Below are 20,805 nucleotides of genomic sequence, written 5' to 3' on the forward strand. Positions count from 1 at the left end.
GCAGCCGCCTCCCCCGCAGCAGCCCCCACAGCAGGGACAGCCGCAGCCGGCACAGCCGCAGTTCCAGTACGCCGGCGGTCAGCAGTATCCCCACGGTGGGCGCCCGCACCCCTCCGGCGACCAGCCGCCCAATCGCCGCCGTCCCTGGCTCATCGCACTGGTCGCGGTCCTCGTGCTCGTCCTCGGGGTGGGGATCGGGTGGGGGATGACGAATCTGCTGTCGCAGGACGACACCACTGCAGTAGCCGCCCCCAGTGAGGCGCCCTCGGCCCCGGCCTCGGCGTCGGCAGCACCTGCCCCCTCCCAGTCAGCAGGAGCGGAGGACGGCGGCCCCGGATCGGCGCCGGCAGAGGAGCTCCCCGACGACCCGTCGGAAGCGCTCACGCAGATCTCTGAGACCGACGAAGAAGAAGTGGTCGCGGAACTCGACGGCAAGTGGGTCCCGCAGATCAGCTCGAAGAAGGCCGGCATGGAGATCGACGGCAAGACGTGGACGGACGAGGACATCCTCGCCGACCACCAGGCGCTGCGCGACGAGCACCCGCGCGTGCGACTCGTCTGGTCCGGCAACTTCGGAAGCTTCAAGGAAGGCGACTTCTGGATCACGATCGCCGGGATCGGATACTCGGACGCCGAACAGGCACTGAGCTGGTGCGCGACGAACGGGCTCGGCCCCGATGACTGCTACGCGAAGCAGCTCAACACGGGCGGCGGTCACGAGGGAACGACCAAGCTGCAGTAACAGGTTCCCCACCGCATTCGTAGGGGATTCCCCCTCCCCGCGGGGCGGCTCCGGTCGTTAGCTTCGAAGTATGGGCACTCACTCATTCCGGCGCACAGGCTCATCCCGGCACACGCGCTCACCCCGACGAATTCACTCGCTTCGACACAGGGGCACCGTCGGCGCGCCGATCCCCCGTTGGGTCGCGATCGCCGGATGGGCGGCCCTGCTCTTGCCGCTGCCATCAATCGTCTGGCGGCTCGCGATGCTCAGCGGCATCGACATGGGGTTCCGCGACGCGGCGCTGTACCGCGATTCCGCGGAAGCCGCGATCTACGTGCTGGGACTCGACACCGTCCAGGTCCTGGTCGCGCTGCTGTGCTTCGGGCTCATCCGCCCCTGGAGCGAGGCACTGCCCCACTGGATTCCGGCCCTGGGCGGCAGGACGATCCACCGGCTGATCCCCACAGCGGTCGGAGCCGTCGGTGCCATCGCGCTGTGGTCGATCCTCCTGTCACTCGCAGTGGCCTTCACCCGCACGTGGATCGGGGCCACCACCGGGTGGACGCCAGACCTCGGGATGTCGGGCGGCGAGCGCGGCCTCCTGCTGGTCGCCTACATCCCGTTCTTCCTGTGGCCGATCGCCGTGTCCGCCGTCGTCGCGGGCTACTGGGTACGCCGGTCCCCGCACGGCACAGCCGGCCGCACACCGCTCACTGGTACGACACGAACCACGGGGTCGGTTCGACGTCCATCGTCTGCTCCGGCGTGAACGTGGGGTCGTCCTCGTCGTAGAAGTTCTTCCACGCCATCCGGATGCCCTCGGGCAGGTCTGCGCGCAGGCTGTCGTACGTGCCCATCTTCATGCCGGGAGTGCCGTTGCCGTCGGCGTGCAGCACCATGGCCAGCTCTTCGCGGGAGGCGTCGACATCCTCACGGTCGGCGATCATCGACCCGGAGAACTGATGCAGGATGAAGACCTTCTGCGGCAGGTTGTTCTCCTGCGTGAGATCGGCCAGCCAGGTGGCGACCTCGTTGACCTCCGCCGCATCGACGGAGCCGATCTGCTCGAGATGCTTCTGCCCGTCCTCCAACCGCCATTCGGGATCGAGCGCGAGGCCGACGTGCGGCTCCTTCAGCAGGTCCTCGTACAGCTTCGCCTGCTCGAGGAAGTGCGTGGTGCCGGGCTGCAGGTCGAGGACCACGTAGATCCCCTCCTCTGCCGCGCGATCGATCCACGGCCGCAGGGTCTCCGGGTCGACCTCCGCCGAATAGTCGCCGTCCGCCCCCGGCTGGCTCGAGGCGATGGTCGTGATGATCTCCATCGCGGGGAGCGCCGGGACGTCGCTGTGGTCGTCGTACTCGGCGGCGAGGTCCTGCACCCGTTGGACTGTCGCATCGAGGTCCTGTTCCCCCAGGATGCCCATGGACGGGACGCCCGGGGATCCGTAGGCGGCGATCATCCGGCGACCGGGGAACGCGAGCTGCCCGCCGCCGGGCAGCTCCGGCGCGGTGCGTGCGGTCGCCATGCGGCGCTCGACGACCTCGGCATCTCCGAAGGCCGCTCCCAGCGCGAGGACCCCGTCGCCGTCCGATGCCTGGGCCGCGGCGACACTGTCCGAGGTCGCTCGCGGATCTGCGGTCGGCACCTCGGCGACGGCGCCTGCGGCGGCCTCGACCGAGGCCCGGGCCACCACGGAACCGGGCGCCTCGGCCGGATCGAGCAGGAGGGTGGCGGCGGCCTCGGCGTCGGGTTCCGCGATCTGCGGCTCGGAGCCGTCCACTGAGAGGTCCTCGGGGTCGAACTCGAGGGTCTCGAGACCGGAGTCACCGGCCTCACCGTCGGCGCCGGAATCATCACCGTCCGCGCCCTCACCGCCGGTGTCGGACCCCGTCCCCGCGGGGACGAGCACGGTCTCCGCGCCCAGGCGCTCGAGTTCGTCGGCGAGCTCTGATGCGGAACCCAGCAGACCGGGGACACCCAGCTCGCCGGCCATGCCGGCCACTGCCTCGGCGGACTCAGCCGGTCCCAGGACGACGACATCGGCGGATTCGAAGGCGAGAGTCGATGCTGCGACGGTCGCCTCGACGGGATCGTCCGCGGGGGCTGCGGTCGTGGCGCCCGCCTGGGTCCGGGGGACGACCTCGGCCTCATCGGTGCTGCAGGCGGCGAGGCCACCGGTCGCGAGCACTGCGGTGAGCCCGGCAGCGGCGAATCGAGCGGTGGGGAACCGGTCGGCGGGGAAGGATCGGTGACGCGGCATGGATCTCCTCATCTGAGCGGCGGGCACATCAAGAATATCCAAGGTCAGTTGTCACCATGGCAGCACCCGGTCGGCCTGTCGCGCTCCGATTCCCGGAGGGCGCAGCGACCTCGCGCGGCCGCTGGTCGTGCTCGCGCGGCCGCTGGTAGCTTCAGGGCATGGATGACTCCGGCACGACCGCGATCGCGACGGTCCAGATCGACAACGACCTCACACGCGTGACGGAATGGCGGTTCCCGCCCGGCACGCAGACCGGGATGCACACCCACGCACTCGACTACGTGGTCGTCCCCACGACGAGTGGGACCCTGCGCGTGCGCACCCCGGACGGCGACTTCGACAACGTGCTGGAGCCCGGAGCCTCCTATACCCGCCCGATCGGCAGCACCCACAACGTGGTGAACGAGACCGATCAGGAGTGCGCGTTCGTGGAGGTCGAGTTCAAGCAGCGCGGCTGATCCGGTCCCGGGTCGACTGCTCACTCGGGCCGGATCTGAGCCTCAGACCAGTGCGACCTTCCGGTTCCACGACCGCACCGTGCGCCAGTAGCACACGACTCCGAGCAGCATCATGGGCGGGATGAAGGCCAGCGGCATGGCGTCGTCGGGTGTGCTCACACTGGCAGTCACCTCTGCGAGGAAGTCGAACCGCACGAACCCCAGCGTGCCCCCGGTCATTCCGATGCCCACCGGGAATGCGAAGAACGCGGCGAAGACGAGCACCTGGCAGAGTCCATAGAGGACGAGGTAGACGACGACCGGGCCGCCCAGGCCCAGTCGGTTGATCGGCGCCTCGCTGCCGATCGACGCACTGAAGGTGAACATCGCCTGCCCCGCCAGTACGAGGCCGAGGAGTGCCGCAGCAGCGCCGAGCAGCATGAGCGGAGAGAGGACCGCAGTGGTGGTGGCCCACAGCTCCCGCACCGCAGCGACCAGGCCGATGTCGACGATGCCGCCGGCTGCGAGACCCCACCATAAGAGGGGGATCAGCAGCACCGTCACGACCATGCCTGCGAGGACCACAAGGGTCATGTGCAGGAACTTCGCCGCGAAGATCTTTCCTCCGCTGATCGGCAGCGTCTGCGTGAAGTATCCGGTGCGGCCGTAGCTCGAGCGCCAGTAGTCGACGGCGAGGAGCACCTGGAGGACAGGAGCGTACGCACTGAGGACCACTGCGCCGAGGACGACACCGAAGATTGAGAGCCCTGGCCATCCGGGAGCGACCAGCAGCGTGGCCCCGACGACGCCGAGGACGGCGCCCCCCGTGACGGTTCCCACCATCACGCGCGTGCGCTTCCATTCGTATGCCATGAGTGTGGCGATCATCGGAACATCCCCCTGAAGATCTGGTCGAGGCCCGCGGAGTGCTCCTCGCGGAGCTCATCGGCTGAGCCGGCGAGGACGACTCGGCCTCGGTTCATGAAGACTGCCTCGTCGAGCGCCTGCTCGAGGTCGTGCACGAGGTGCGTGGAGATGAGCATGAGCGCGTCGTCGTCGAATCCGCGGAGGATTCCGTCCAGGATCGTCTGGCGCGCGGCGGGGTCGACTCCGGAGATCGGCTCGTCGAGCAGGTATATGCGAGCCCTCCTCGAAAGGGCGAGCGCGATCTGCACCTTCTCCCGCATGCCCTTCGACATCTGCTTCAGCCGCATGGACTCGTCGAGTCCGAAGAATCCGACGAGCTCATGGGCCCGGTCCTCGTCGAAGTCCGCGAAGAAGTCGCGGAACATCGCGATGCACTCGCTCGCCCTGGCGCCGTTGGGCAGCGCGCTCGCATCCGGGAGGTAGGAGACGAGCGCCTTCGATTCCGGCCCGGGCGCATGGCCGGCGATCGTCGCCTCTCCCGTATAGCCGGTCAGCACTCCGGCCAGGATCTTCAGCAGCGTGGTCTTCCCACATCCGTTCGGCCCCAGCAGCCCGACGATCCGACCCGGACCGAGGTCCAGGTCCACACCGCCCAGCGCCTGCCTGGCGCCGTATCTGAGCTGCAGGTCGCGGGTCCGCACGAGTGGCGGATCGCTCGTCTCATCGGTCATCGTGCCCGTGCTCCTCAGCTGTTCAGTCCTCATGGCTCGTGCCGTTCTCAGATATGCGGACAGCGGTGTCGCCGTCAGATTGCTCTTCCCACCTGTCGCTGCACCGGTCTCTGCCGTGCCTGTCGTCGCCGTTGCTGCGGTCATCGTGCTCGGTCATCTCCGTCATGCTGGTTCCATCTGTCATCGAGGAGTCGTTGGATCTGTGCGCGGTCCAGGCCCAGCCCCCGCGCCCGGGCGATGAAGTCATCCGCAGCGTCACCGACGAGCTCGACGCGCAACCGGTCCAGCCGGTCCCCGTCGTCGGTGACATAGCGGCCTGCGGTGCGCTCCGACCGGCAGAGGCCCTCGCGCTCCAGTTCCGCCAGAGCCCGCTGCACCGTGTTGGGGTTGACCCCCACGTCCACCGCGAGTTCGCGCACACCGGGGACGCGAGCACCCGCCGCCCACTCTCCCGTCGCCATCCGGCGCGAGAAGTCGGCGACCAGCTGGACCCAGATGGGAGTCGATGTATCGAACTGCATCCGCGCCTCCCCTCTCGTGTCACTGTATTAAGTGATTAATACAGTGACACAGAGTGCGCGGCGACGTCAAGAACTGCGCCCCGCGCCCTCGCCTGGTTGACGAGTCGCACCTGCTTGTCGAGTGCGCCTGGTTGACGAGTCGCACCTGTTCGTCGAGTGAGTGCAAACCGGCCCGCCGGACGGCTCGCCGGGACCAGGTTGTACTCACTCGAGCGCGGCCCACCCACTCCCCGGCGACTCACCCGGACTCCGGCAGCTCACGCGGGCCCCGCCACTCATGTCCACCGCCCACGCCCCACCACCCACGTCCACCGCTCACCCCACCTCCCACGCCCACCACCTACGTCCGCCGTTCACTCGCCGTTCCCCCGCGCGTCCATCGCACGTCGCTGATTCTGTGAAGAACCTGGGTAGTGTGTGAGCGTCACGTCACAGCCCTGCACGCCGTGCGGGCACCGACAGAACGAGGACTGGACTCCATGCACTCTCCCGCTCGCCCGCCCCTGCGGGCCGCGCTCGCTGCCGCCGTCACCGCCGCAGTGGTCACAAGCCCCCTGCTCCTGCCGATCTCCGCGCAGGCTGCGGACCAGCCCGAGATCTCCGAGATCGCCTATGCCGGCGGCAACGACACGGACTTCGTCGAGATCGCGGCGGAGCCCGGCACGGACGTCTCCGGGTGGACCGTCGGAACCGTCACCCGCGGGGGCAGCCCGCAGTCGGGCGAGCACGTGACGACGCTCGCCGACGGGGCGACCGTGGGCGACTCCGGCGCGCTCGCCGTCGAGGTGCCCATCACGAACTCGGTGAACTCCGGATCCGCTGCGGACGGGTCCTACGGATCCTCCGCGTTCGTCGTCGACGCGGACGGCGCACTCATGGACTTCGATCAGGTCGGCGGAGTCGTGGGCGGCGCCGGCGTCACCGCGACGAACTCGGACTCCCTGCCGGAGTCGGTGCGCGGTCAGGAGGCCACCCCCACCGGCGCCACGTCGTCACGCAGCGAGTCGATCCAGCTGGTCGACGGCTCCTGGGCCGCAGATGCGCCCACTCCGAACGCGCTGCCGGGTGACGACGGCGGCGAGACCGACCCGCCGGTCGAACCCGGCGAGGTCATTCCGATCGCAGAGATCCAGGGCACCGGTGCAGAATCGGACCACGTGGGCCAGACCGTCACGACCGAAGGCGTCGTCACCGCGGTCTGGGCCGATGGCGGCCTGAACGGCTACGCCATCCAGACCGCCGGGACGGGCGGAGCCGCGAAGTCGGCCGGCGATGCGTCCGACGGCCTCTTCGTGTACTCCCCGCAGACCGCCGCCGAGGTCTCCGCCGGCGATTCCGTCCGGGTCACCGGCGAGGTCTCCGAGTACTACGGGCAGACGCAGATCACCGTAGCGTCGAACGGCCTGCAGCCGCTCGAGGAGGCACTCGACGCCCCGACTCCGATCGAGGGGGCGTTCCCGGAGGGCGATGACGCCCGCGAGGCGCTCGAGTCGATGCTGATCCTGCCGACCGGCGACATCACGGTGTCGGACAACTACGGCACCAACCGCTACGGCGAGGTCGGGCTGGTCAACGGCACGGATCCGCTGTTCCAGGCGACGGACGTCGTCTCCCCCGGCGACGAGGCGATCGAGTACGAGGCGGAGAGCGCGCAGCGCGCTTACGTCCTGGACGACGGTGCGTCGGCCGATTACACCGGCTCGGCCTCCGACGTCCCCGTCCCCTACCTGTCGAACGATGAGCCTCTCCGTGTGGGCGGCGCCGCGACGTTCGAGGACCCCGTCGTCGTGGGCTACGGCTTCGACATGTGGCGCCTGCAGCCCACCCAGTGGCTGACCGGCGAGAACGCCGACGAGGTCCAGCCCGCGACGTTCGAGGACACCCGTGAGGCGGCACCGCAGGATGTGGGCGGCGACATCACCGTGTCGAGCTTCAACGTGCTCAACTACTTCACGACGACCGGCGACCAGCTGAACGGGTGCACGTTCTACGAGGACCGTGAGGGCAACCCGACGACCGTGCGCGGCGGCTGCGACGCCCGCGGCGCGTGGGATGCGGACAACCTGGAGCGCCAGCAGTCCAAGATCGTCGATGCGATCAACGGTCTGGACGCCTCCGTCCTGTCACTCGAGGAGATCGAGCAGTCCGCCGCATTCGACAAGGACCGCGACGAGTCGCTGTCGATCCTCGTCGACGCGCTGAACGAGGATGCCGGGTCTGAGAAGTGGGCGTTCGCGGAATCGCCGGAGGAGCTCCCGGAGAGCGAGGACGTCATCCGCACCGCGTTCATCTACCAGCCCTCCGATGTCCAGCCCGTCGGCGGATCCACCATCCTCACGGGCAGCGATGCGTTCAGCAATGCGCGCGAACCGCTCGCCCAGGCGTTCACGACGGGCGAGGACGACGAGCCGTTCGTCGCGATCGTCAACCACTTCAAGTCGAAGGGGTCCGGCTCCGGCGAGGGCAACGTCGACGACGGTGACGGTCAGGGCAACTCGAACGCCGACCGTGTGAGCCAGGCCGAGGCCCTCGTGGACTTCGCAGACCAGCAGAAGGAGGCCGCGGGTACGGATGATGTCGTGCTGCTCGGCGACTTCAACTCCTACACGGAGGAGGACCCCATGCAGGTCCTCTACTCCTCGGGATACGCGAACATCGGCAAGGACTTCACCGACGAGCAGACGTACCTGTTCGGCGGCCGCGTGGGCAGTCTGGACCACGTCCTCGCATCGGACGAGCTCGTCGCGGATGTGACCGGCGCAGACATCTGGAACATCAACTCCGTCGAGTCGATCGGCCTCGAGTACAGCCGGTACAACAACAATGTGACGGACCTCCACGCGGAGGGGCCCTTCCGGTCCTCGGACCACGACCCGCTGATCATGGGCCTCGCCCGCAGCGACGAGGCGCCTGCACCGGACCCGACGGACGACCCCACCGGTGACCCCACGGACGACCCGTCCGGGGATCCGTCAGAGGACCCCACCGACGACCCGTCGGATGATCCGACCGGCGACCCCAGCGATGACGCCACACCGGAGCCCTCCGATGACCCGTCCGACGACGGTCGCGATGACGACCAGGACGACGGCGGGGACCGGGACAACGGAGACGAAGGTGACCGAGGAGACGACGGCGACCGGGACGACAACGGCGACCTGCCGCGCACGGGTACCGGCCTCACCGCCCTCGTGGTGGGCGGCGTGCTCGTCGCCGCAGGAGCGATCGCCCTCCTCGTCGCACGCCGCCGCACGGTCTGACCAGACGGTCTGACCGGATGACCTGACCGCACGGTCGGGGCCGATCGATCGGCTCCGACCGTGCGGTCAGTCCTTGCCAGACGGCACGTCTGACCTCACCCTCCGGCACCGCGACGCAGGCGCGCCCCCGTGTCCGTGAGGGGCAGCGCGCCGGTGGACGGTGCCAGGTCTTCACCGATGGCCCTGCCGATCGCGTCGCACTGCGCGTCGGTGAGTCCCGTACGCAGCACTGCGTTCCAGTAGTGGACGGTCTCCGCGTGGTAGCTGTGCCCGTGCCCGCCGGGCAGCTCGACTGACCGGGGCATGTCCGCGGTGAGCTGCCAGAACGTGGCGAACGGGCGCCAGCGCACGCCGGGTGCGACATCGAAGCCCCGCGGTTCGCGCAGCCAGTCCGGCCGGCGCAGGAGCAGTGCGGGACCCCACCACACGACAGGGTCGGATGGGTGCTGCGCGTAGACGATGCGCGGACTCCCCCAGCTCGAGTAGGCGAACTCCTCCGGCGCACGGCCCAGATCCTCGGGGCGCGTGACGACGCGGATGTGGCGCCCGGTTCCGTACACGGGACGGACCTCGGTGCTGCCGTGCCTCCGATCCCGGAGCACGTGGGCGAGGATCCCCGTCGTCCGCGGCGTTCCCGTCCACACCGCACCGTCCAGTCCGCGCAGCATCGCCCCTGCGGAACGGAAGGCGCCGTGCCCGCCGAAGGCCCCGAGGGACTCCCCCGCCGCGTACAGGAGCGGCCGGCGCTCCGGCGGCAGCGCCCGCAGCCGGGCCCGGACGGCACGGTGCACCGCCCGGGCGATCTCGCGCGCGGGTCCCCTATGGATGAGGAACGCGAGCCACGAGCCGGCGAAGCTGTACTGCGCCGACACGACCGCGCAGTCTCCGCCCATGAGGTGTTCGAAGGCAGCCGTCGACCATGGCGGGACCCAACCCGAACCGGTGCCGGTCACCATGAGGATCGCCCGTCGCTCGAACGCTCCGGTCCTCTCCAGCTCGGCGACCGCGGCGGCAGCCGCCTCCTTCGGATCGGGGTGGCCCAGCCGCCCCACGAACACACGGATGGGCTCGCGCGCCTCGCCCGCACGGCGGGTCGTGCGCAGGACCTCGGCGATCCGGTCGCGGCGAGGTCCGCCGGTCACGAAGTCGCGCCCGTGCAGACCCATCGTCGCGAAGGGCTCCGCCGATGAGCGCGAGCCGGACCGCTCCGGTTCGACCGGGCCGGGACCCGCGCCCAGCGTCGCGAACGAACGGATCACAGCGTTCGTGTCCGCCCGGGCAAGCACCCGGGAGAGCACCCAGCCGTAGATGCGGACCGTCACGACCACGAGCGCTCCCGTCACGATGACCGGCGGGACGATCGGCAGCCGCTGCCGCAGGCGGGTGCCGATGCGAGCGCGCAGCCGACGCGACACCCGTCCCGTCGCGTCGAGCACCGCCCACCCGATGAGGCCCGCCCCGTATCCGGCCAGGTGGTGGATCCTGTCCCCGTCACCCGCGTCACCCGCGTCACCCACTCCGGTCACGCGGGCGACGTCGCTCTGCTCCCGGGCCGACCTCGCCAATGACACGCCGATGCCCACCGCGGATGCGCCGAGCACGCCGGCGCCGGCGGTCGACCGGAGTCCCGGGCGCGGGCCGCGCTCGTCACGGACGGGAGCGGGACGGGACCGGCCCAGCAGCCCGGGCACCGCACGCACACCTGCCCCCACTGCCTGCGCAGCACCCGATGCCAGCGCCGAGGCCGCGGCCACCGATGCTGCCGTCATCCACCACCGTCGGGGCACCAGGCTGGGAGTCAGTGCCGCCCAGGACGCGAGGAGTCCTGCGGTCAGCGGCACGGGGCTCATCTGCGCTCAGCCCGCCGGGACCACGACGTCGTAGCCGCCGCCGCTGTAGACGGTCTCCCAGTCGCCGCCGAAGCGCTCTTCGGCCCATGGCTCGATCGCTAAGTCGACGTCATCGGGTCTGAGAGCCACCGCCTCGGGGACCGCGTCCTCCATGCTTCCGTACCAGTACGTGCGCGCGTGCGGCGCGAGGTACGCGAGCAGCCGGACGTCGGTCGCGACGGAGCCGTACTGGGAGGCCTCCTCGATCGCGCCGCTCGCGTCGACCGCATAGCCGTCCGAGGTCCAGAAGAGGTCCATCTTCGTCTGGCTGAGCAGTGCGACGGCGGCGACCGCGGCGACGAGCGGTGCGAGGGTCCGATGCGCCCTGCCCGCGCCGTCGATGAGGCTCACGGCCGCGATCGGCATGAGGACGGCCGAATAGTGGAAGCTCGTGTCCCAGTAGCCCTCGACGTTGCCCGCGAACCGCCACGCGAGGGTGGGGAGCATGAGGAGCATGTACGGCGACCGCAGTCCGATCGCTCCGGCGGCGAGCGCGAGGAAGCCCACCGTGCCGATCTTCACCGTCAGACCGTCCGTCAGCGTCTGCGCCAGCGAGACGTTCTCCGTGTAGTCATAGCCGCCCTCCGGATTGAACAGCGGGAGGAAGAGGGCGACCGCGTAGACCGTCCAGCCCACGCCCCACGCGATGAGCGCCAGCGCGAGCTTGAGCTCGGACCGGTCCCGCAGCCAGATGGCGAGGCCGAATACCGCGACGGTCAGCCCCAGGTCCTCCTTGACGAAGACCAGCAGCCCGATCGCCACGATCGCGGGCAGCCGCTTGCCGCGCATCCACCACACCAGGCCGAACGCCAGCAGCGGCACGCCGAAGGCGATCTCGTGGAACTGGGAGTGCACTGCATTGAGGAGTCCCCAGGACAGCACGTAGGAGAAGGCCAGCAGCCAGGCGCCGCGCACGGTGAGCCGCTCGAACGCCAGGGACACGACGGGCCAGACCGATGCCGCGAAGAGCGCGGCCTGCGCGAGCATGAGGGTGAGCCCCGACGGGAAGACCCAGAAGAGCGGGGTCAGCAGGATGAGGATGGGGTGGAAGTGATCACCCCACAGGTTGAATCCGGGCCCCTTGATATCAACGATCGGAGCGCTTCCCTGCGCGTACTGCGTCAGCATCTGGGTGAAGATGCCCAGGTCCCACGACGGCGAGTAGTGGATGCGCCACATGAGGATCGCGAACGAGGCGTAGAGCACGAACGCGAACGCTGCTGCGATCGCGGGAGCGTGGGGAGTCAGGTGGCGAGCGGCGAACGACTGCACACGAGAACCTTACCGGGGTGGGGACGAAGAGGCCCCCGCCTGCGTCTCCGCTGGCGGGGGCCTCTTCCTGTGGTGCGCCACGAGGGATTCGAACCCCCAACCTTCTGATCCGTAGTCAGATGCTCTATCCGTTGAGCTAGTGGCGCGCCGTCGTTGCGACTCGCACTACTATACATAGAGGGTTCAGGCTTCTCAAACCCGCGCAGTGAGCTTCGCGTCACCCTCTGGAAACGACTCGCTGAAGCGTGACGATGGCCCTCCGAAGAAGCCTCGCCGGGACACCCGTCGGACAGATCACGACGGATGGCAAGAACGGTCACACATACGGCAAGACACGTCAGTCGATTGACCAAAAGACGCCATCGATGCGCTTCCTGTGAGTCACAGCACAGATCTATGGCGCCGCACAGGCGGTCCGCGCCGCGCTTCATCCGTAGCGTGTGAGTCAACCCGGAGGACCCGGGGGTGCCCGACCCAGGAGATACCCCACCATGACCGTCATCGACCGTGGCTCAGTCGAAGACCTTCTCGCGAACGCGCCGACGAAGAACCCCAAGGTTCTGGACTTCGTCCGCTCGATCGCAGAACGTACGACTCCCGATGCAATCGAGTGGATCACCGGCTCGGAGGAGCAGCGTCAGTCGCTCCTCTCCCGCGCGATCGACACCGGCACCATCGTCAAGCTGTCCGGCCCCAAGGACTCGTACTACGCGGCGTCCGACCCGGACGATGTCGCTCGCGTCGAGGACCGCACCTTCATCTGCTCGGAGAAGGAGGAGGACGCCGGCCCGCTCAACAACTGGGTGGCGCCCGCGGAGATGAAGGGCATCCTGAACGACGTCTTCGCCGGTTCGATGCGCGGCCGCACGATGTACGTGATCCCGTTCGTCATGGGACACGTCGACGCGACGCAGCCGATGTTCGGCATCGAGGTCACCGACTCCCCCTACGTCGTCCTCTCCATGGGGATCATGGCGCGCTCCGGTGACGTCGCACTCGAGGCGATCGATCGCCTCGACGCCGACTTCGTCGAGTGCGTCCACTCCGTCGGCGCTCCGCTGGAGCCCGGTGAGGACGATGTCGCCTGGCCCTGCAACTCCACGAAGTACATCACCCACTTCCCGGAGGAGCGGTCGGTCTGGTCCTACGGATCGGGATACGGCGGCAACGCGCTGCTGGGCAAGAAGGCCTACGCACTGCGCATCGCCTCCGCGATCGCCCACGACGAGGGCTGGCTCGCCGAGCACATGCTCATCCTCAAGCTGACCAACCCGGAGGGCGAGGTCAAGTACGTCGCCGCCGCGTTCCCCAGCGCCTGCGGCAAGACGAACCTCGCCATGATCGAACCCAACATCCCCGGCTGGAAGGCCGAGACGCTGGGCGACGACATCGCGTGGATGCGCTTCGGCCCGGACGGGCAGCTGTACGCGGTCAACCCGGAGTTCGGCCTGTTCGGCGTGGCGCCGGGCACCGGCTACGTCACCAACCCCACCGCGATGTCCGCGATCGAGGCGGGCGGCAACATCTTCACCAATGTCGCTCTCACCGACGACGGCGGTGTCTGGTGGGAGGGCATGACCGACGAGAAGCCGGCGCACCTCACCGACTGGCGCGGCAACGACTGGACTCCGGACTCGGAGACTCCGGCCGCGCACCCGAACTCGCGCTTCTGCACCCCGATCGCGAACGTCCCGACGATCGCGCCGGAATGGCAGAACCCGGACGGCGTCCCGATCTCCGCGATCCTGTTCGGCGGACGTCGCAAGACGACCATGCCGCTCGTGACGCAGACGTCCGACTGGAACCACGGCGTCTTCATGGGCTCGATCCTCTCCTCGGAGACGACTGCGGCAGCCGTCGGCAAGGTGGGCGTCGTGCGTCGCGACCCCATGGCCATGCGTCCGTTCATCGGCTACAACGTGGGCGACTACCTGCAGCACTGGATCGACATCGGCAAGACCGAGGGCGCCCAGCTGCCGAAGATCTTCTACGTCAACTGGTTCCGTCGCGCCGAGGACAACTCGTTCCTGTGGCCCGGCTTCACGGACAACTCCCGCATCCTCAAGTGGGTGTTCGAGCGTGTGAGCGGAACGGCAGATGCCGTGCAGACCCCGGTCGGCTTCGCGCCGGTCGCAGGCGGCATCGACCTGGACGGCCTCGACATCTCCGAGGAGCAGGTCCAGAAGGCACTCGAGGTCAAGCCTGACGAGTGGGCTGAAGAGCTCCAGTCGATCGACGCCTGGTACGACGAGCTGGGTGAGCACGTCCCCGCCGAGCTGCGTGCCGAGGTCGAGGAGCTGCGCGAACGCCTGGGCGTCAAGTGACGTCCTGAGTCCTCACGAACCAGAGGGCCCTTCGCATCCACGAGCCGGGATGCGAAGGGCCCTCTTTCGTACCCGCTCAAAGCTGTTCAGATCCGATCAGACCCGTTCAGTTCCGGTCAGACCCGCGCGGGCCCCTCCACCACGTCGAAGCGCACGGACGAGCCGGGAGTCAGCTGCGCGAGGACGTCGAGGTCGTCCGCGAGGACCGTGGCGATGACGGGGTATCCGCCGGTCACCGGACGGTCCGGGCCGAAGACGACGGGGGTCCCGCTGGGTGGCACCTGGACCGCGCCGGTGACCGTCCCCTCGCTGGCCAGTTCGCCGTCGCGACGGCGAGTCAGCGCGGCTGCGCCGTCAGCGGGCTCCAGTCGCGTGCCCACCCGGTTGGACTGCTCCCCCACCACCCAGCGCATCGCTGCGAACCGCGCGAACTCCTCGTCGGCGAACCAGTCATCGCGCGGACCCGCGACTGCGCGGAGGACCACGGCATCCGGCCCTGCTGCATCCGACCCTGCCGACCCCTCTTCCTGCGTCGCGCGCTCACCAGCAGACGGCTGCGCGGCCGAGGCGGCGGCCCGCTGCTCGTCGCGCCGCACCCGCGCGGGGTTCTGCGTCCCGTACCCCACGGAGGCGGCGGGACCGCGGACGGGGACTGCGACCTCGGCTCCGGCGAAGAGAGGGTCCGGGCCCAGCCCCGCCAGGACGTCCGCCGAGGCCGACCCCACCTCGTGCGCCGCGGACACGCCGCCGCGCACGGCCAGGTACGACCGCGCAAGGTCGGGGGCCGGGTCGAGGCCGAGGGTGTCCCCCGCTCGCAGCAGCTGCGGTGCCACGGTCGTGCCGCAGGCCGCACCGGCCACGGCGACGACCACATCGGCGACGCACGTGAGGCGCGCGGTGCCTGCGACCTCCAGGACGGGTGCTCCGGGCGGGTTGCCCACGGCCGTGTTGGCGGCCTCGGCTGACGCGAGATCCGCAGCTCCCGACGGAGACACTCCCAGAGCTCCGTGGCCAGGGCGGCCCGCGTCCTCGATGAGGGTGAGGAGACCCGGATCGTCGACGCGCAGCACCGTGCGAGTGCGCGGAGCGGAGTCGGTGTCGCCTGGGCTTGTGTCGCCATGGCCGGTGTCGCCTGGGCCGATCTCGTCCTGGCCGGTGTCGCCTGGGCCGATCTCGTCCTGGCCGGTGTCGCCTGTGCCGGTGTCGCTGTCTCCGTCCGCCGCGTGGACCTCGTCAGGGGACTCGCCGGACTCCGGTCGGGGTCGATCCGGGTCGACGGTGCGGGCGAATGCACGGACTGCCCGATAGCGGACGCGGTCGCCGGGGGTCAGGAGTGCGGGGCGCTCCGACTCCCCGGCCCACAGCACCGCATCCGTGCGTCCGATGAGCCGCCAGCCTCCCGGGCTGCGGCGGGGATAGGCGGCGGAGAAGGCGCCTGCGAGTCCGACGGCGCCGGGAGGGACTGCGGTGCGCGGCTCGGCGAGCCGGGGCACATCCCACAGTGGCTCGTCGGCCGCTGGTCCGGAGATCGCGGTGCAGTAGGCGAAGCCCGGTGCGAAGCCGCCGAACGCGGCCTGCCACACCGTCGCGGTGTGCGCGTCGACGAGCGCGTCGGGACTCATGTCGAGCAGGCGGGAGGTCTCTGCGAGATCGTCTCCGTCGTAGAGGACGTCGAGCGTGTGCTCGCGGGGCGCGGCGATCCCGGCCTGCGCGGGGGTGAGGGCGAGCAGGGAGGCGACTGCGGCCTCGGCGGCGGCAGCGGAGTCGAAGCGGACGAGCACGGTCCGTGCGGCGCCGACGACCTCGAGCTGACCGTCCAGCGGGTCGCTCTGGAGTGCCGACTGCCACGCCATTGCGGTCGTAAGCGTTCCGACATCGACGAGCAGGGCCCGGTCGCCGGCAGGTCGGATGTCGGGGGCCGACGGTCGGGTGTCCGGACCCGCGGGTCTCATGCGAACCCCTCGATCCGGGCCCCCGCACCCAGGAGAGCGCTGCGGATCGATCGGGCGAGGGCGACGGCATCCGGCGAATCGCCGTGGACGCAGAGTGATTCCGCGGCGACCCGGATCTCCGATCCGTCGACCGCGATGAGGGTGCCGCGGTCGGCGAGGCGGACGACGCGCTCTGCGACCGCTGCCGGGTCAGCGACGACGGCCCCGGGTTCTGTGCGGGGGACCAGCGTTCCGTCCGGCGCGTAGCCGCGATCCGCGAACGCTTCGCGCACGGGTCGCAGTCCGGCCGTTCGTGCGCGCTGCTCGACGACGGAGTCTGGGAGCACAAGAAGCGGCAGGTCGCCGAAAGCGCGGACTCCGTCTACGACGGCGCGCGCCTGCACGTCGTCGTGGACGATCCGGTTGTAGAGGGCTCCGTGGGGCTTCACGTACGCGACGCGCGTGCCGGCTGCGCGGGCGAGGGCGTCGAGTGCCCCGATCTGATAGAGCACCTCGTCCGCCAGGACGCCGGGGTCGTACTCCATCGGGACGCGGCCGAAGCCGGGCTTGTCGTCGTAGGCGACGTGCGCGCCGACCGTCACTCCGCGCGCGGCCGCGGCCGCCAGCGTCCGTGCGATGTGCGAAGGAGTGCCCGCGTGGAACCCGCACGCGACGTTCGCGCTGGACACGACGGTGAGCACGGCGTCGTCGTCGCTCACGGCGATACCGTCGATCGTCTCGCCCAGGTCGGCGTTCACGTCGATGTGCATGCTGGCCACTCCTCGGGGCCGGGGATCCGTGCGGAGCGCCGGATCAGACGTCGTCTTCGTAGGCGGGACCGCCCTCGCCCTCCCACGTGTCGATGCGACGCGCCTTCTCCGCGCTGAACTTGAGGCGCACGCCCACGCCGGTGCCCGCACCGGCGGCCTCATCGTCTGCGATGAACACGGCACCCAGCTCCTCGAGAGCGTGCTGGAGGGCCAGACGCTGCTCCTCGGTGAGGCGGATGCGACCCCGCTCGAAGTCCCGCACCTGTCCGCGGGTGAGTCCCGCTCCCTGGCCGGTGGTCGTGGCCGAGGTCTCGACGAGTGCGCGAGCCGCCCGTGCGAGGTACGAGGTGAGGGTGAAGGACTGCTCCGTCATGATCGACTCCGATCTCCGCGATGAGTGTGCGAACTGCTCCCCACCAGTATGCGACACGGAGAGGAACGCCGCGTCAGGGACCGCAGTGCGGACCGGAATGTCCGGCGAAGGTCAGAGAGCGGGGTCGTCGATGAGGAATCCCTCGACACCGAGCTGCGTGTACTCAGGATCATGGGCCACGAGGCCGGCCCCCCATGTCCACAGGTGCGCGCCCGTGGCAGTGATCCTGGAAGCAGTCTCGTGGCTGATGCGGTCCAGGTGCATGCCGACCGCATAGACGCCGTCGACGACGTCAGGGTGGCTGGTGCCGGACACGAGCTGCAGAGCGCTGAGACCGGCGCGGGTGAAGCTTCTCGTCACCTCATCGTCGAACGATTGGACGATGATCTGTCCTCTGAGTGGGCGCACGGCGTCGATGAACTGGTCCATGGCTTGCGGTGCCTTCAGCTCGACGAGCAGGATCTGGCCCGTTTCCGCATATTCGGCGAACAGCTCATCCACGAACAATGCCGGTTCGGACGCGCCGCCGTCGGGGTGCTCGATGCGGAGCGCCCGCCACTGGTCCGCAGTCATGTCCTGGACGCGGCCGCTCTCGCCATTGCTCGCCACTCGGTCGATCGTCTCATCGTGGTTGACGACGAGCGTTCCGTCGCTCAGGGCGTGCACGTCGCATTCGAGGATCACGCCAGGTCGCTCGCGGAGTGACGTCCGGGCGGCAGCGAGTGTGTTCTCCGGCGTGCGGACCTTCCCGAGCCGATGCACTGCTGCAGCCGGGTATTCGAGTTCCGCGACCGGAGTGCGTGTCCGATCGCGGACGACCAGGGCAGTCAGCGCACCGATCGCTGCGACGCCGGCGCCGGAGAGGATGAGGCGTCGTCGAGTGATGCCCACGTTCCGTCCGCCTCTACGTCAGCCGCCCCTCGACCCGTCCGCAACGATTGTTCCGGGTTCGAGCCGAGTCGTTCTCGCCATTCGTCGCTGAATGCAGCGGAAGGCTCCTCGATCCGCTTGTTCGTGCGGATCGAGGGGCCTTCCGAAAAACGCGGAGCCGGTGGGATTTGAACCCACGGTCCCCCTAACGGAGGACTCCACCTTAGCAGGGTGGTGCTTTAGGCCGCTCAGCCACGACTCCACTGCTGCGCACTGAGGCACAGCGTCTTAAGAGTACACAACGGGCAAGCCGCGCGGCAAAAGACGGGTGGTGTCACCAAAAGCTCAAGTTCAGTCCCTACTATTACCCGCGAGACACCTGACTGACACAGACGCGCTCCATCCGGCCGGACGATCACCTCGACCGTGTTCCGGGATGCGTGCCGCCCCGAGGAGACCCACTAGTGGCCGATGCCGACGACCGCCGCGGAGACGAGCGCCCAGGAAGTGACCCTTCCGCCCAGAGGCGCCCGCTGCGCGCGTCAGACCGTGCCCGACTCCGAGGCGAGGACGGTGTGCGTCGCGACGACTACTACGGTCCGCGCGCCACGGAGCCGGAGGCGCCCGCCGAGGAGGAGGCGCCTCCGGCTCCTCGTACCGGCACCGCTCCGTCGCATGCCCCCGCGGGTGACCCCGCGCCCCGCCACGCAGCGCACTCTCCTGAAGCGCAGTCTCCTGCCGCTCGCTCGACCGATTCCGCGTCAGATTCCGACGCGCAGGGCTTCATGTCCCGGCGTGCTCGCCGTGAGGCGCTCGCTCGCGACAAGAAGACGCCGCGCGGGCAGCGGAGCACAGGCACGGGTGCCTCCGCCCCGACGGCCGCCCCCACGTTCGAAGAGGAGCCCCGCCGCACGACCGACCGCACGAAGGCTCCCGCAGCAGCCGGTGCCGCAGCCGGTGCCGGCGCAGCAGCAGTGCCCGGCGCTGCAGCCGCTGCTGCGCCGAGGAAGGGGACAGCTCCCGGCCGAGCAGCCGCCACCGCAGACACCCACGACGACGACTTCCCCCGCCACTCCCGCAGGGAGGGCGACGCGTTCCCCTCCATCGTGAAGTGGACGACCCTCGGCACCCTGCTCCCGGGGCTGGGGATGATCCGCGGACGCTCCCGCGCCGGATGGATCCTGCTGCTGGGGTTCCTCGCGATGATCGTCGTCGTGCTCGCCTGGGTCGCCTGGCGGTCCCCCATCAAGGCCATCGCCCGCGTCGCCGGCTCCCCGACGATCCTCTATGCGCTCGCTGTGATCCTCGCGGTCGGCATCATCATCTGGGGATTCACCATCCTGAGGTCCTACGCCGTGCTGCGGAAGGGCCACCGGATGACGGACGTCCAGAAGTGGCTGGGATGGGGCCTCGTGGCCTCCCTCATCCTGTGCGTCGGCATCCCCCTGGGAGTCGGGTCGGCGTACTCGAAGGTCCATGCCGACGCCGTCGTCGAAGTGTTCGGTCGCGACGGGAAGCAGGGAGTCGACATCGAGACCCTGTGGGGGGACAAGGAGCGCATCAACGTCTTCCTGATCGGCCGCGACAACGGCGACGGACGCGAGGGCACCCGCCCGGACACGATGCTCGTCGCCTCGATCAAGCCCCACACCGGTGACGCGACCCTCATCAGCGTGCCCCGCAACCTGAATGCCGCCAGGTTCCCCGAGGGTTCCCAGCTCGCGGAGCGCTTCCCCGAAGGCTTCGACGCGTTCGGTCCCCAGGAGAGCATGATCAACGCCGTGTGGACCTGGGCGGAGGAGTACCCCGAAGACGTCGGCGAGGTCCCCGATGCGCTCAACCCCGGCATGGAGGCCACGATGCAGGCCGTCGAAGGATCGCTGGGCCTGGGCCTCGACTACTACGCGAGCGTCGACATGCAGGGCTTCGAGGACGTCATCGACGCGATCGGGGGCGTGGCGATCGATGTCGAGCGTCCGATCCCGATGGGCGGCGGCACGAACCTCAACACCGGCATGAAGAACCAGATCTACGGCTGGATCGACCCGGGAGAGCAGAAGCTCAGCGGGCAGCAGGCCCTCTGGTACGTCCGGTCCCGCGACGGCTCGGACAACTACGACCGCATGTGTCGACAGCAGCGGATGATCAAGCTCACGCTCGACCAGGTGAACCCGCAGGAGCTGGCGATCGCCTACCCGAAGCTCGCGGGATCCGCCGGCCGGAACATCCTCACGGACATCCCGCAGAGCCAGGTGAGCGCCTTCGTCGAGCTGGCCGCCGCGATGCAGGGCGGAGAGATCAAGTCCGCGCAGATCAACAACGACGTCACCTCGACGTCCAGCCCCGACTATGAGGAACTCCACGAGTGGGTGGAGGAGCAGATCAACCCGGCCGAGCCCAGCCAGGCGGAGGAGCAGGCGGCCCCTGAGACCGAGGAGCCGGAGGAGACTGAGGAGCCGGAGCCTACGGAAGAGCCGAAGTCCGGCATCGAGGACGACCAGGGCAAGTGCTACCCGAAGGGCTACGAGCCGGGATCCGGCTGGCCCGGCTGGCCCGGCCCCGAGGAGGCCTGAGC

At 69.4% G+C, this 20,805-nt stretch carries 16 protein-coding genes and 2 tRNA genes; 6 read left to right on the top strand and 12 right to left on the bottom strand.

Features of this window, described 5'->3' with window-relative positions; translation table 11 throughout:
- Positions 1-742, top strand: a 742-nt coding sequence (locus FM105_RS00005; RefSeq protein WP_256970109.1) for a hypothetical protein, incomplete at its 5' end; no start/stop codon positions are given.
- Positions 743-953: 211 nt separating this feature from the next.
- On the top strand, positions 954-1,493 hold the full coding sequence (locus FM105_RS00010; RefSeq protein WP_143275768.1) for a hypothetical protein: 540 nt from the start codon (positions 954-956) through the stop codon (positions 1,491-1,493).
- Here the strand turns inward: FM105_RS00010 and FM105_RS00015 are convergent.
- Entirely contained in the window at positions 1,435-2,985 is a 1,551-nt protein-coding gene (locus tag FM105_RS00015) for a hypothetical protein (RefSeq protein ID WP_179206991.1), read from the bottom strand. The genes FM105_RS00010 and FM105_RS00015 overlap by 59 nt on opposite strands.
- 158 nt (positions 2,986-3,143) lie before the next feature.
- Between FM105_RS00015 and FM105_RS00020 the strand changes: the two genes are divergently transcribed.
- Entirely contained in the window at positions 3,144-3,443 is a 300-nt protein-coding gene (locus FM105_RS00020) for a cupin domain-containing protein (RefSeq protein WP_087002852.1), read from the top strand.
- Between the two features lie 42 nt (positions 3,444-3,485).
- On the opposite strand, the gene FM105_RS00025 is transcribed toward FM105_RS00020, so the two are convergent.
- The 3 genes from FM105_RS00025 to FM105_RS00035 all read right to left on the bottom strand — a co-directional run bounded on the left by FM105_RS00025 (position 3,486) and on the right by FM105_RS00035 (position 5,541).
- A complete protein-coding gene (locus FM105_RS00025) occupies positions 3,486-4,310 on the bottom strand; it encodes a hypothetical protein (RefSeq protein ID WP_087002855.1) in 825 nt (274 codons plus the stop codon).
- Complete coding sequence (locus tag FM105_RS00030; protein WP_218777877.1) at positions 4,307-5,020, bottom strand: ABC transporter ATP-binding protein; 714 nt, start codon at positions 5,018-5,020, stop codon at positions 4,307-4,309. The genes FM105_RS00025 and FM105_RS00030 overlap by 4 nt, the downstream gene beginning before the upstream one ends.
- Before the next feature lie 140 nt (positions 5,021-5,160).
- On the bottom strand, positions 5,161-5,541 hold the full coding sequence (locus tag FM105_RS00035; protein WP_087002858.1) for a GntR family transcriptional regulator: 381 nt from the start codon (positions 5,539-5,541) through the stop codon (positions 5,161-5,163).
- Between the two features lie 479 nt (positions 5,542-6,020).
- Here FM105_RS00035 and FM105_RS00040 point away from each other — a divergent pair, with 479 nt between their 5' ends.
- Positions 6,021-8,801, top strand: coding sequence for an ExeM/NucH family extracellular endonuclease (locus FM105_RS00040; RefSeq protein ID WP_087002861.1), 2,781 nt, complete (start codon positions 6,021-6,023; stop codon positions 8,799-8,801).
- 95 nt (positions 8,802-8,896) lie between these two features.
- Here FM105_RS00040 and FM105_RS00045 read toward each other — a convergent pair whose 3' ends face one another.
- The 3 genes from FM105_RS00045 to FM105_RS00055 all read right to left on the bottom strand — a co-directional run bounded on the left by FM105_RS00045 (position 8,897) and on the right by FM105_RS00055 (position 12,108).
- Positions 8,897-10,651 carry an alpha/beta-hydrolase family protein gene (locus FM105_RS00045; RefSeq protein WP_087002864.1) on the bottom strand — a complete coding sequence of 585 codons (1,755 nt, stop codon included), beginning with the start codon at positions 10,649-10,651 and terminating at the stop codon, positions 8,897-8,899.
- Between the two features lie 6 nt (positions 10,652-10,657).
- Complete coding sequence (locus FM105_RS00050; protein ID WP_256970110.1) at positions 10,658-11,962, bottom strand: DUF2079 domain-containing protein; 1,305 nt, start codon at positions 11,960-11,962, stop codon at positions 10,658-10,660.
- A gap of 70 nt (positions 11,963-12,032) precedes the next feature.
- A tRNA-Arg gene (locus tag FM105_RS00055) sits at positions 12,033-12,108 on the bottom strand.
- Positions 12,109-12,453: 345 nt separating this feature from the next.
- Here FM105_RS00055 and FM105_RS00060 point away from each other — a divergent pair.
- On the top strand, positions 12,454-14,286 hold the full coding sequence (locus tag FM105_RS00060; RefSeq protein WP_087002867.1) for a phosphoenolpyruvate carboxykinase (GTP): 1,833 nt from the start codon (positions 12,454-12,456) through the stop codon (positions 14,284-14,286).
- A gap of 116 nt (positions 14,287-14,402) precedes the next feature.
- Here FM105_RS00060 and FM105_RS00065 read toward each other — a convergent pair whose 3' ends face one another.
- The 5 genes from FM105_RS00065 to FM105_RS00085 form a co-directional block, all read right to left on the bottom strand.
- Entirely contained in the window at positions 14,403-16,238 is a 1,836-nt protein-coding gene (locus FM105_RS00065; RefSeq protein ID WP_087002870.1) for a 5-oxoprolinase subunit B/C family protein, read from the bottom strand.
- The gene (locus FM105_RS00070) at positions 16,235-16,987 is read right to left on the bottom strand and encodes a LamB/YcsF family protein (RefSeq protein ID WP_087002873.1); all 753 of its coding nucleotides are present in this window, start codon (positions 16,985-16,987) and stop codon (positions 16,235-16,237) included. The genes FM105_RS00065 and FM105_RS00070 overlap by 4 nt, the downstream gene beginning before the upstream one ends.
- A gap of 43 nt (positions 16,988-17,030) precedes the next feature.
- Positions 17,031-17,360 (bottom strand): hypothetical protein, encoded by a 330-nt coding sequence (locus FM105_RS00075; protein WP_087002876.1) that lies wholly within the window; start codon positions 17,358-17,360, stop codon positions 17,031-17,033.
- 111 nt (positions 17,361-17,471) lie between these two features.
- On the bottom strand, positions 17,472-18,251 hold the full coding sequence (locus tag FM105_RS00080; protein ID WP_087002879.1) for a glycerophosphodiester phosphodiesterase: 780 nt from the start codon (positions 18,249-18,251) through the stop codon (positions 17,472-17,474).
- Between the two features lie 152 nt (positions 18,252-18,403).
- A tRNA-Ser gene (locus tag FM105_RS00085) sits at positions 18,404-18,492 on the bottom strand.
- A gap of 313 nt (positions 18,493-18,805) precedes the next feature.
- Here FM105_RS00085 and FM105_RS00090 point away from each other — a divergent pair.
- Positions 18,806-20,803, top strand: coding sequence for an LCP family glycopolymer transferase (locus FM105_RS00090; protein WP_143275769.1), 1,998 nt, complete (start codon positions 18,806-18,808; stop codon positions 20,801-20,803).
- Positions 20,804-20,805 lie beyond the last annotated feature (2 nt).

This window comes from Brevibacterium yomogidense (assembly GCF_900163715.1).
In the GTDB taxonomy this organism is placed as follows: domain Bacteria; phylum Actinomycetota; class Actinomycetes; order Actinomycetales; family Brevibacteriaceae; genus Brevibacterium; species Brevibacterium yomogidense_A.

Coding starts and splice junctions, on each gene's coding strand:
- FM105_RS00030 (WP_218777877.1), bottom strand. CDS start 5,020: ATGACCGATGAGACGAGCGATCCGCCACTCGTGCGGACCCGCGACCTG.
- FM105_RS00020 (WP_087002852.1), top strand. CDS start 3,144: ATGGATGACTCCGGCACGACCGCGATCGCGACGGTCCAGATCGACAAC.
- FM105_RS00065 (WP_087002870.1), bottom strand. CDS start 16,238: ATGAGACCCGCGGGTCCGGACACCCGACCGTCGGCCCCCGACATCCGA.
- FM105_RS00045 (WP_087002864.1), bottom strand. CDS start 10,651: ATGAGCCCCGTGCCGCTGACCGCAGGACTCCTCGCGTCCTGGGCGGCA.
- FM105_RS00040 (WP_087002861.1), top strand. CDS start 6,021: ATGCACTCTCCCGCTCGCCCGCCCCTGCGGGCCGCGCTCGCTGCCGCC.
- FM105_RS00075 (WP_087002876.1), bottom strand. CDS start 17,360: ATGACGGAGCAGTCCTTCACCCTCACCTCGTACCTCGCACGGGCGGCT.
- FM105_RS00060 (WP_087002867.1), top strand. CDS start 12,454: ATGACCGTCATCGACCGTGGCTCAGTCGAAGACCTTCTCGCGAACGCG.
- FM105_RS00025 (WP_087002855.1), bottom strand. CDS start 4,310: ATGATCGCCACACTCATGGCATACGAATGGAAGCGCACGCGCGTGATG.
- FM105_RS00070 (WP_087002873.1), bottom strand. CDS start 16,987: ATGCACATCGACGTGAACGCCGACCTGGGCGAGACGATCGACGGTATC.
- FM105_RS00015 (WP_179206991.1), bottom strand. CDS start 2,985: ATGCCGCGTCACCGATCCTTCCCCGCCGACCGGTTCCCCACCGCTCGA.
- FM105_RS00035 (WP_087002858.1), bottom strand. CDS start 5,541: ATGCAGTTCGATACATCGACTCCCATCTGGGTCCAGCTGGTCGCCGAC.